The organism is Achromobacter sp. D7-1, assembly GCF_059760445.1.
The window spans coordinates 44010-54103 of the sequence record NZ_JCBAMT010000044.1 but is presented as its reverse complement, the minus strand read 5'-3'; the positions used below and the strand labels follow the sequence as shown (position 1 = coordinate 54103).

Annotated in this window: 11 protein-coding genes; 4 read left to right on the top strand and 7 right to left on the bottom strand. The window is 67.4% G+C overall.

The annotated features are described in order from the left end of the window. Positions 1-129 precede the first annotated feature (129 nt). Complete coding sequence (locus AC6LKD_RS19060; protein WP_013391109.1) at positions 130-1053, bottom strand: LysR family transcriptional regulator; 924 nt, start codon at positions 1051-1053, stop codon at positions 130-132. 100 nt (positions 1054-1153) lie between these two features. Between AC6LKD_RS19060 and pcaD the strand changes: the two genes are divergently transcribed. Then, positions 1154-1951 (top strand): 3-oxoadipate enol-lactonase, encoded by a 798-nt coding sequence (gene pcaD, locus AC6LKD_RS19055; protein ID WP_013391108.1) that lies wholly within the window; start codon positions 1154-1156, stop codon positions 1949-1951. A 10-nt stretch (positions 1952-1961) separates the two neighbouring features. On the opposite strand, the gene AC6LKD_RS19050 is transcribed toward pcaD, so the two are convergent. Continuing rightward, positions 1962-2864 (bottom strand): NAD(P)/FAD-dependent oxidoreductase, encoded by a 903-nt coding sequence (locus tag AC6LKD_RS19050; protein WP_492275860.1) that lies wholly within the window; start codon positions 2862-2864, stop codon positions 1962-1964. A 124-nt stretch (positions 2865-2988) separates the two neighbouring features. Between AC6LKD_RS19050 and folB the strand changes: the two genes are divergently transcribed. Together folB and ttcA are read left to right on the top strand one after the other, a co-directional pair. Next, positions 2989-3348 carry a dihydroneopterin aldolase gene (folB, locus tag AC6LKD_RS19045; RefSeq protein ID WP_013391106.1) on the top strand — a complete coding sequence of 120 codons (360 nt, stop codon included), beginning with the start codon at positions 2989-2991 and terminating at the stop codon, positions 3346-3348. A gap of 2 nt (positions 3349-3350) precedes the next feature. Continuing rightward, on the top strand, positions 3351-4319 hold the full coding sequence (gene ttcA / locus AC6LKD_RS19040; protein ID WP_498117099.1) for a tRNA 2-thiocytidine(32) synthetase TtcA: 969 nt from the start codon (positions 3351-3353) through the stop codon (positions 4317-4319). Positions 4320-4382: 63 nt separating this feature from the next. Here the strand turns inward: ttcA and AC6LKD_RS19035 are convergent, their stop codons facing one another. The 5 genes from AC6LKD_RS19035 to apaG form a co-directional block, all read right to left on the bottom strand. Further along, positions 4383-5339 carry a D-2-hydroxyacid dehydrogenase family protein gene (locus tag AC6LKD_RS19035; protein ID WP_498117098.1) on the bottom strand — a complete coding sequence of 319 codons (957 nt, stop codon included), beginning with the start codon at positions 5337-5339 and terminating at the stop codon, positions 4383-4385. 61 nt (positions 5340-5400) lie between these two features. After that, on the bottom strand, positions 5401-6198 hold the full coding sequence (locus AC6LKD_RS19030; protein WP_492275857.1) for a DsbC family protein: 798 nt from the start codon (positions 6196-6198) through the stop codon (positions 5401-5403). 146 nt (positions 6199-6344) lie between these two features. Continuing rightward, positions 6345-7514: a UbiH/UbiF family hydroxylase gene (locus AC6LKD_RS19025; protein ID WP_492275856.1), complete on the bottom strand. Its 1170-nt coding sequence runs from the start codon at positions 7512-7514 to the stop codon at positions 6345-6347. Next, positions 7511-8812 carry a murein transglycosylase A gene (mltA, locus tag AC6LKD_RS19020; protein WP_492275855.1) on the bottom strand — a complete coding sequence of 434 codons (1302 nt, stop codon included), beginning with the start codon at positions 8810-8812 and terminating at the stop codon, positions 7511-7513. The genes AC6LKD_RS19025 and mltA overlap by 4 nt, the downstream gene beginning before the upstream one ends. 38 nt (positions 8813-8850) lie before the next feature. Next, positions 8851-9225 carry a Co2+/Mg2+ efflux facilitator ApaG/CorD gene (gene apaG / locus AC6LKD_RS19015; protein WP_207469053.1) on the bottom strand — a complete coding sequence of 125 codons (375 nt, stop codon included), beginning with the start codon at positions 9223-9225 and terminating at the stop codon, positions 8851-8853. 129 nt (positions 9226-9354) lie between these two features. Here apaG and rpe point away from each other — a divergent pair, with 129 nt between their 5' ends. Then, positions 9355-10083: a ribulose-phosphate 3-epimerase gene (rpe, locus tag AC6LKD_RS19010; RefSeq protein ID WP_013391099.1), complete on the top strand. Its 729-nt coding sequence runs from the start codon at positions 9355-9357 to the stop codon at positions 10081-10083. Positions 10084-10094: the final 11 nt, after the last annotated feature.

Sequence of the window (10094 nt, the reverse complement as noted above, 5' to 3'; positions counted from 1 at the left end):
ATTCCGGCTCGGGCCTTTTTGCCCTACGCCTGACTGGCAACACTGGCAGTCGGCGAAAATTTGAAGACGAACTTGCGTCTGGAAGGCATTCTGAAGAAGCGTGTGGCGCTATGCCATGCGTATTTTCCCTTAGCGGCCGCGACGCGATGCCAAGGCGCGGCGCAAGGCTGGCGCGGCAGCCTGCAGGTACTGCCACAAGCGGTTCGACACCGGGCCTTGCGCCCGGTCCGTGCGCCGCGCCGCCACCAGTTCTTCGACGCTGCCGGGCAGATGGCGGTTGGCAATGGAAAGCAGACTGCCGTCACGCAGTTCATCGTCGATGAGAAAGCGCGGCATATGGCCCCAGCCCATGCCTTGCAGGATGATTTCCTTCTTCATCAACTGGTCAGCCACCGTGCACTGGCGCGCGCCTTCGACGGTGAAATAGTCTTGCGATGGCGAGTGCGTGGCGGTATCGCGCATGACGCATTGCGTGTAGTCGCGCAGCAGCGCGGGCTTGATCGCGCGCGGCACGGGCTCACGCAGAAAGCCCGGCGCCACGACGGGCACGAAAGGCACTTTGACCAAATCGACCCATTCGATGCGGGCGTCGTTCTTGTCGACGCGATGCAGGATGAGGTCGGCCTCGCCATCGTAAAGGCGTTCCAGCGGCCCGGACACGGCTTCGAAGTGCAGGTCCAGGCGCGTGGCCGGACAGTCCGCGAAGAAACGGCTCAACAAGCCCAGCACGTAGGGCCGCGGGCAGAAATCGCCGATCACGATCCGCAGTTCGGTTTCCTCGCCCATCGCCAGTTGTTCGGCGTGCGCACGCAAGGCGGTCAGCTCGCGCAGCAGCGATTGCGCACGGGCGTGGAAGGACTGCCCCGCGGCTGTCAGGCTCACGCGGTAGCCGCTGCGGTCCAGCAGGGCCAGGCCCAGCTGCCGTTCCAGCTTGGCCACGGCGGCGAACACCGCCGGGTGCGAACGGTGCAGCGTTACCGCGGCCGCCTGGAAGCCGCCGGCGCGCGCCACCGCGTCGAAGCACTGGAGATCGTGCAGCGTGAATTCGCTCATGTCTGTTTTTCCGACAATGATTGTGAGAACTTTGTAATTTTTTCTTGAACGGTGCGCAACTACGATTTGCCTCACACCCATCACCGAGAGGCGAACCATCATGCAAGATATCTCCCACTACACCGCCGGCGACGGCGCCCGCATCGCCTACCGTTACGATGGCCACGCGGACCTGCCCACGCTGGTGCTGGCGAACTCCATCGGCACCACGCTGCACATGTGGGACGCGCAGATTCCCGCGCTGACCCGCCACTTCCGCGTGCTGCGCTATGACTACCGCGGCCATGGCGCGTCCAGCGTGCCGCAAGGCCCCTATTCGCTGGACCGCCTGGGCCGCGATGTGCTGGAACTGCTGGATGGGCTGGGCATCGAGCGCGCGCATTTCCTGGGACTGTCGCTGGGCGGCATCGTCGGCCAGTGGCTGGGGGTGCATGCTCCCGAGCGCGTCGGCCGCCTGATCCTGAGCAACACTTCGGCCTATCTGGGACCGGCGCCGCAATGGGACGAACGCATCGCCGCCACGCTGCGGGCGGAAGACATGTCGGAAACAGCCGAAACGTTCCTGAAGAACTGGTTTCCCGCGTCCTGGTTACGAGATGGCAACCCTGCCGTCGAACCGTTCCGCGCCATGCTGCTGAGCACCGACAAGCACGGCCTGGCGGGCGCATTTGCGGCCGTGCGGGACTTCGACCTGCGCCGGACCATCGCCCTGGTCCCCAATCCGACACTGGTCATCGCCGGCCAGCACGACACCGTCACTGCGGCCAGCCATGGCGAGCAGATCGCCGCGACCATTCCCGGCGCCAGGCTGCTGACGCTGCCGGCCGTGCACTTGGCCAACATCGAATTGCCCGAGGCGTTCGAAGCCGCGGTGATGGAATTCCTGCTCGCGGCCTGAGCCAGCCGCCTTATTCCGCGCCGCGCTCCCAGCGGCGCTGGATGGCCTTGGCTGCGACCACGCCGTCGGCCATGGAGGTGACCACGCAGGGATGCATCCGGTGCGCCACCTCGCCCACGGCATAGATGTCCGGCACGCTGGTTTCGGCGGTGGCGAAGTCCGTGCGGATGTAGCCGCGCTCGTCGCGGGCCAGATGCAGGCTGTCGGCAAAGCCGGCCTGGGGCTCCCAGCCGTAGAAGACCAGGATCAGGTCGTATTGCCTGCCGTCCACGCTGCGGCTGGCGGGGTCCACCTTGTACGGGCCGATGTGCACGCCTTCGCGGCCGGCGCGCGTCACCCATTGCTGCTGGGCGCGGACGCTGCGGGCATAGAGATGCACGCTGCGGGCGCCGCGGTTGCGCACGTAGACATAGTTTTCGAAAGCGTTGTCGCCCCCGCCCAGCACCGCCACCGACAAGCCCGAGTAGTCCTGCGCCACGATGGGCGAGCCAGGACCGATCAGCACGCCCGGCCAGGATGCATTCGGAGGATGGTCCGGCAGGCCCTTGGCGCGCACGCCGGAGGCGATCACCAGGGTGCGCCCGCGCACCAGGGATTCGGCGCCGTCCGGGCCGGACAGCGTGGCCTCGATGCCGCCCTTGCAGGGGCGCACCCCGGCGACGCGCGTTTCCAGCCGCAGCGGCACGCCGGCCGCGCGCACGCTGGCGTCGATATTGGCGGCCACCTGCTGCCCGGTGACGCCCGGCAGCACGGCGATCCAGTCGTCGGCGAAAGGGTTGTCATTGCCCAGCCCGCCCAGCCGGGCGCCGGCCTCGACCAATAGCGGGGACAGGCCCAGCCGCGCCAACCACAGGGCGCAGGAGGCGCCGGCCGGGCCGCCGCCTACAATGACCGAATCGTGCATCTGTTGCATTTCACCCCTTATTGACTGCGCCGGCGCCTCGCGGACGCCCGGACATGGCCGGATTGTAGCCAGCGCGCCGCCCTCGTTCCGCTGTCGCCTTACAATTCCGGGCTACCCCACCCAGGTTTTCATCATGCCTACACGCCGTATCATTCTTTCCGGGCTCGCGCTCGATGCCCGCATCGGCATCCTCGAGCACGAGCGCCGCGCCACCCAGCCCCTGCATGTCGACGCCGAATTCGACGTGGACATCCAGCGCTCGGTCGACGACCACGATATCCACAGCGTGCTGGACTACCGCCGGCTGCGCGAAGCCATCGTGGAAGAATGCACGCAGGCGCACGTGAACCTGATCGAAACCCTGTCGGAACAGGTCGCGGCGCGCCTGCTGGCCGACTTCCAGGAAATCCGCGCCCTGCGCCTGCGCATCAGCAAACCCATGGCCTTTTCCGACTGCGCGGCGGTAGGCGTGGAAATCCAGATCACGCGTTGACCATGAACGATATCGCTACCCCCGAGGTGCGCTTTCGCACCGAGGCCGAAGAAAAGGCCCGCCACGAAGGCAACAAGCTGACCAAGCGCCTGGCGCGCGAAACCACCCGCGCCCTGTCCGACTACAACATGATCGGGGAAGGCGACCGCGTGATGGTCTGTCTGTCCGGCGGCAAGGATTCCTATGCGATGCTGGACATCCTGCTGCAGTTGCAGAAGCGCGCGCCCTTCAAGTTCGAGCTGATCGCGGTCAACCTGGACCAGAAGCAGCCCGGCTTTCCCGACCATATCCTGCCCGAGTATCTGAAGACGCTGGGCGTGCCCTTCCACATCGAGACGCAGGACACCTATTCCATCGTCACGCGCGTGCTGGAAGAGGGCAAGACCATGTGCTCGCTCTGTTCGCGCTTGCGCCGCGGCATCCTGTACCGCGTCGCCTCCGAGCTGGGCGCCACCAAGATCGCGCTGGGCCATCACCGCGACGACATCCTGGGCACGTTCTTCCTGAACCTGTTCTACGGCGGCAAGGCCAAGGGCATGCCGCCCAAGCTGGTGTCGGACGACGGCCGCCACACGGTGATCCGCCCCCTGGCCTATGTGCCGGAGACCGACCTGATCGCCTATGCGGAACTCAAACAGTTCCCCATCATTCCCTGCAATCTCTGCGGCTCGCAAGAGAACCTGAAGCGCAAGGAAGTAGGCCGCATGATCAAGGAATGGGACAAGCAGCATCCGGGCCGCTCGTGGAACGTGTTCAACGCGCTGTCGCGCGTGGTGCCCTCGCACTTGATGGACCGTGACCTGTTCGACTTCGTGGGCCTGAAGCCCACCGGCGTGCCGGACGCCAACGGCGACACGGCGTTCGACGCCGAGGATCCGCAAGAGGATGCCGGCGAAGCCTGTGGCGATGCGCCGCAGACGCAGGAGCCGGGCGCCATCGTCGAGAAGAAGGTGACGTTCACGCGCGGCTGACAACTGCGCGGAAGTAAAAAAGGCTGCCCTGGGCAGCCTTTTTACTTTTTACAGTCGCAACGCCTACGCGTTCAGCACGCGGATGGGCTTGCCGGCCTTCCACGCCTTCACCGCTTCCAGGGCGTTCTGGTAGAAGGCTTCGAAGTTCTCGCGGCTGACGTAGCCCAGGTGCGGCGTCAGGATCACGTTGTCCAGGTCGCGCACGGTGTCCGTGGGCGACAACGGTTCCTCGGGATAGACATCCAGGCCGGCGCCCGCGATGCGGAACTTCACCAGCGCGTCCATCAGGGCTTCCTGGTCCACCAGGCCGGCGCGCGAGGTGTTGACCAGGTAGGCGGTCGGCTTCATCGCGGCCAGCGCGGCGGCGTCGACCACGTGGCGGCTGCGCTCGGACAGGATCAGGTGCAGGCTGATGACGTCCGACGTGGCGAAGAGCTCGTGTTTGTCCACCCGCTTCACGCCGGCGGCCTCGGCGCGCTCGTCGGTCAGGTTGGGGCTCCAGGCCACCACCTCCATGCCGAATGCCAGGCCCACCTTGGCCACCGCCGCGCCCAGCTTGCCCAGGCCCAGCACGCCCAGGCGCTTGCCCGCCAGCGGCTCAGGCATGGCCGTCTGCCACATGCCGCGGCGCATGGCCGCGTCTTCAGCGGGCAGGTGCTTGAACAGGCCCAGGATATGCGCCCAGGCGAGTTCGGCCGTGGCGGTGTTGGCGTCGGCGCTGCCGGGCGCGCCGCAGACGATGATGCCCTGCTCGGCGCAGGCCTGCATGTCGATGGCGTTGTTGCGCATGCCGGTGGTGACCAGTAGGCGCAGATTTGGGAGGGCGCGGATTCGTTCGGCAGGGAACGGCGTGCGCTCGCGCATGGCGACGATCACGTCGAAGGACTCGAGCGATGGCTCGACCTGCCCTTCCGGGATGAAATTGTTGAAGATCCGCACCTCGGCGTCACCGCCCAGCGAGGTCCAATCCGCATAGCGCTTCGCTACGTCGTGGTAATCGTCGAGTATTGCGATTTTCAAGAGCTGTCTCCGGGGGCTAGGCGCCTGTGGCGCCAGCCTCCCGGCCGGCGCCGCGCGCCGGTCAGTTCAAGCGGGCTTTGAATTGCTCCAGCGGCAAGGCGCCGCTGACGCGCGAGCCGTCTGCAAAGAAGGTGGTCGGCGTGCCGCGCACCATCAGCTTCTGGCCCAGCGCCAGCAGCTTGTCCTCGGGCACGTCGCAATTCGCGGTGGCGGGCTTTTTGCCGCGCAGCATCCAGTCGTCCCAGGTGGCGCCCGGGTCCTTGGAGCACCACACGTCGCGCACCTTGTCCTTGGAATCCGGCGACAGGATGGGATAGAGGAAGGTGTAGACGGTGATGTTGTCGACGTTTTCCAGCGTCTTGCGCAATTGCTTGCAGTAGCCGCAATTGGGGTCTTCGAAGATCGCGACCTTGCGCGAGCCGTCGCCCTTGACCTGCTTGATGGCCAGGTCCAGCGGCAACTGGTCGAACGATACGGCGCTCAGGCGCTCCTGCGTTTCGCGGGTGACGTCGCGGCGCGTCATGGCGTCGATCAACGGACCTTCCATGACCCAGGTCACCTTTTCATCCGTGTAGATCAGGTCCATGCCCAGCTGCACTTCGAACAGGCCGTAAGGCGTGCGGCGCACGGCCGTCACGTCCATGCCGTCGAAACGCTGGCGAAAGCGGTCCTTGACCGCGTCCGCCACGGGATCGGCCGGCGCCACCTGGGTGGTGGAATAGCTCTTGTCGCCCTTGCCAGGCTGCCCCACCGACTGGGTCGAGACAGACTTGTCGCCCTGGGCCGCCGCGCCGGCGGACAAGCCCAGGCCCGCGGCCAGGAAACAAGCCGCCAGAGTGGCGGATATGCGGAAATTCATCGGTACTCCTGTACTTGTCTATCGTGTTCTTGTGCGGAAAGGGTAACCGATCCGCGCCTGGGCGAATCCGGCCCGCACGGGCAGGCGCCCCCTATGGGTCAGACAGTTCGCCCGCAGGCTAGGTTCCGCCGGCGGGGCGGAACCGGTTAGTTGGCCGAAGCGCCGGTAATCAGGCGGCGCTTGATCAGCGGCGCCCTTTCCACCCAGTGCATGCCGGCGTTGCGCAGCCAGACCAGCGGCGTCGCCCGCGAGGCGAACAGCTTGTGCAGGCCGTCGGTGGCCAGGCGCATGGCCAGCACCGGCTCGGCGCGCGCGCGCTGGTAGCGGTGCAGCACGCGCAGGTCGCCCGCCGCGCGGTAGGCTTCGCGGCCGGCGACGACGCGGGCCAGGGCCTCGACATCGCCCAGGCCCAGGTTCAGCCCCTGGCCCGCCAGCGGGTGCAGGCGGTGCGCCGCGTCGCCCGCCAGCGCGATGCCGGGCGCGACCATCTGGGCGCGTTCCAGCGTCAAGGGGAAGCCATGCAGCTTGCTGCGGACCTTCAGCGCGCCCAAACGGCCCTCGGCGGCCTCGGCCAGCAGGGCCTCGAGCCGGGTGGCCTGCTCCTCGGGCGGCAAGGCCAGCAGCGCCTGGGCCAGCTCGGTGCGCATGGACCAGACCATGGAAACCTGCGGACCGGCCGAGGTGTCGGGCAGCGGCAGCAGGGCCAACACGCCGTCGTCGCGGAACCATTGGAAAGCGGCGCCCTGGTGCGGGCGCTCCGCGTCCAGGTGCACTACCAGGCCCGTGTCGTCGTAGGACACGGCCTCATGCTTCAGCCCGGCAGCCTCGCGCAGCGGCGATGCGGCGCCATCGGCGCCTACGAACAGCTCGGCCTCGATGCGCGCGCCGCTTTCGGTGTCGATCGCACCGTCGCGGTAACCCGTGCAGCGGTCCTCCAGCCAGGGAATGCCGAACATGCGGACCGCCTGGATCAGCACGCGCTCGATTTCGCCGGACTCGACGATCCAGGCCAATTGCGGCAGCGCCGCCTGCCAGGCGCTCAGGTTGACCTGACCGTCGGCGTCGCCGTGGATTTCCATGGCGTTGACCGGCGTCAGCCGGGACGCGGGCATGGCGTCCCACACGCCCAGTTCGGCCAGAAAGCGCTGGCTGGCGGGCGAAATGGCGTAGACGCGCGGGTGATAGCGGTCGGGATCGGCCGGCGGCACGCTGGCGCGCGGCGCCAGCACGGCCACGCGCTGGCCGCGGCGGGCCAGCGCCAGGGCGGTGGACAGGCCGACGATGCCGGCCCCGCAAACGACGATCTGATGGCTCATCTTGCGCTCGGCTCCCCGGCCTGTTTCGGCCACAGCACCCACATCTGGCCGCGCTGCTTCATGCGGCCGGCCTGCTGGCCGGCTTCGTCGCCGTAGCCCCAATAGAAGTCGGCGCGCGCGCCGCCTCGGATGGCCGTGCCCGTATCCTGCGCCAGCACCAGGCGCTGCAGCGGCCGGTCGGATGCAGGATAGGTCGTGGCCAGAAACACGGGCGTACCCAGCGGCACGAAGCCCGCGTCGACCGCGATCGAGCGCATCGGGGCCAGCGGCACGGCATAGGCGCCCTTGGGGCCTTGTTCCGGATCAACCACCATTTCTTCGCGGAAGAACACCACCGCCGGGTTGGCGTTGAGCATTTCCGGCACGCGCTTGGGGTTGCGCTGGGCCCAGGCGCGGATGTTCTGCATGGAGGCCTGGTCGGCGGACAGCTCGCCGCGGTCGATCAGCCAGCGGCCGATGGACGCATAGGGCTGGCCGTTGTGGTCGGCATAGGCCACGCGAATGGTCTTGCCCGAATCGGGGCCGTCGGTCAGCTGCACCCGGCCCGAGCCCTGCACCTGCAAGAAGAAGTTGTCGACGGGGTCGTCCACCCACACCAGCACGGGCGGGCGGCGGCCCGAGGACTCGATGGCGGCGCGCGAGTCATAGGGCACCACGCGCTTGCCGTCCAGCTTGCCGCGCACGCGCTTGCCCGCCAGTTCCGGATAGATCGAGCCCAGGTCGATGGTCAGCAGGTCCGCGGGCACGGTGTACAGCGGCCATTGGTGGCTGCCACCCTGGCGGCGCGAGCCGCGCACCAGAGGCTCGTAATAGCCCGTCACGGTATTGGTGGCCGGCTTGCCGTCGGCGGCGTTCAGGCGCCAGGGCTGCAGGTAGGTCTGGAGGAAGCGGCGCACGCCCTCGCCATCACCGGCAGCGGGCGCGCGGGCCGGATCCACCGCGGCGGCGCAGACCGGCTGCCAGGCCCGCGGCGTGGCGCGCGCGGGCGCGGCCAGGTTGCCGCTGGTCGGCCGCATCAGGCCGCGGCAGTTGCGCAGAAACAGGGGCCAGAAGCGCGACAGGTCATCGTTGCTCCAGCCGGGCATCTCGGACCAGTTGGCCGCCTTGTACTTGCCGGCCAGCGCGCGCGGTGGCGTGTCCGGCAAGGATGCCAGCGACGGCACCACCAGAGGGCCGTCGGCCGCAGGCGCGGACGGGCCGGGGATGCTGGACGAGCCCGAGTCGGGCGGGATATCGGAGGGGGTGGAACATGCCGCCAGCAATACGGACAGCACGGACAGACTGAGAATGCGCTTCATGAGCAAATGAAAAAACGTGCGACGGGTGGCCGGGCCATTCAATGCAGGGTACGCGGCATGGCCAGGACGAATTCGGCGATCGGCACTTCGAACGGAATGCCGTTCTCGCCGACGCAGTGATAGGTGCCCCGCATCGTGCCCACCGGGGTAGGCAGGGGACAGCCGCTGGTGTATTCGAAGGTTTCGCCGGGCGCCAGCAAGGGCTGCTGCCCGACGATGCCCAGGCCGCGCACTTCCTGCACGCGCTGGTTGCCGTCGGTGATGATCCAGTGGCGGCTGATCACCTGGGCGGGATGCTCGCCGGTATTGGTGATGCGGACGGTATAGGCGAACACGAACTGCTGTTCGGCAGGGTCGGACTGTTCGGGCACGAAGCGCGGAGAGACAGAGACGCTCAGGTCGTAAGGTTTCACAGTCCTTCCCTGTGTGATGCTGGCAGGCCACCGTGGTACGGCGCCGGACGCAGGAAAAGACGCGGTTCCCGGACCCGCCGGGCCGGGCCATTCCCGGTACCGCGCCTCAAACTGCAATAATGGCACATTATGCCCTCCCCGATCCCGAACATCATGTCTACCCAACAGGCTTCCACCCGCATCACCCCCAGCATCCTGTCGGCCGACTTCGCCCGCCTGGGCGAGGAAGTCCGCAACGTCGTCGCCGCCGGCGCCGACTGGATCCACGTGGACGTGATGGACAACCACTATGTCCCCAATCTGACCATCGGCCCGATGGTGTGCGCGGCGATCCGCCCCCACGTCCAGGTGCCGATCGACGTGCATCTGATGGTGGAACCGGTGGACGACCTGGTGCCGATGTTCGCCAAGGCCGGCGCCGACTACATCAGCTTCCACCCGGACGCCAGCCGCCACGTGGACCGCACCCTGTCGCTGATCCGCGAAAACGGCTGTAAGGCCGGCCTGGTGTTCAACCCCGCCACCCCGCTGTCCTACCTGGACTATGTGATGGACAAGATCGACCTGATCCTGATCATGTCGGTCAATCCGGGCTTTGGCGGCCAGAGCTTCATCCCCGGCGCGCTGACCAAGCTGCGCGAGGCGCGCGCCCGGATCGACGCCTGGATGCAGGCCGGCGGCCAGGAAATCGTGCTGCAAGTGGACGGCGGCGTGAAGATCGACAACATCGCCGAAATCCGCCGCGCCGGCGCCGACACCTTCGTGGCCGGCTCCGCCATTTTCGGCAAGCCGGACTACGCCGGCATCATCAAGTCCATGCGCGACCAGATCGCCATCGGCGAAACCACCGCCATCTAAGCCTCGGGAAC

What these genes read in the sequence shown, in the direction of transcription:
- AC6LKD_RS19060 (WP_013391109.1), bottom strand. Translation starts at nt 1,053, where the DNA reads ATGAGCGAATTCACGCTGCACGATCTCCAGTGCTTCGACGCGGTGGCG.
- pcaD (WP_013391108.1), top strand. Translation starts at nt 1,154, where the DNA reads ATGCAAGATATCTCCCACTACACCGCCGGCGACGGCGCCCGCATCGCC.
- AC6LKD_RS19050 (WP_492275860.1), bottom strand. Translation starts at nt 2,864, where the DNA reads ATGCAACAGATGCACGATTCGGTCATTGTAGGCGGCGGCCCGGCCGGC.
- folB (WP_013391106.1), top strand. Translation starts at nt 2,989, where the DNA reads ATGCCTACACGCCGTATCATTCTTTCCGGGCTCGCGCTCGATGCCCGC.
- ttcA (WP_498117099.1), top strand. Translation starts at nt 3,351, where the DNA reads ATGAACGATATCGCTACCCCCGAGGTGCGCTTTCGCACCGAGGCCGAA.
- AC6LKD_RS19030 (WP_492275857.1), bottom strand. Translation starts at nt 6,198, where the DNA reads ATGAATTTCCGCATATCCGCCACTCTGGCGGCTTGTTTCCTGGCCGCG.
- AC6LKD_RS19025 (WP_492275856.1), bottom strand. Translation starts at nt 7,514, where the DNA reads ATGAGCCATCAGATCGTCGTTTGCGGGGCCGGCATCGTCGGCCTGTCC.
- mltA (WP_492275855.1), bottom strand. Translation starts at nt 8,812, where the DNA reads ATGAAGCGCATTCTCAGTCTGTCCGTGCTGTCCGTATTGCTGGCGGCA.
- rpe (WP_013391099.1), top strand. Translation starts at nt 9,355, where the DNA reads ATGCCCTCCCCGATCCCGAACATCATGTCTACCCAACAGGCTTCCACC.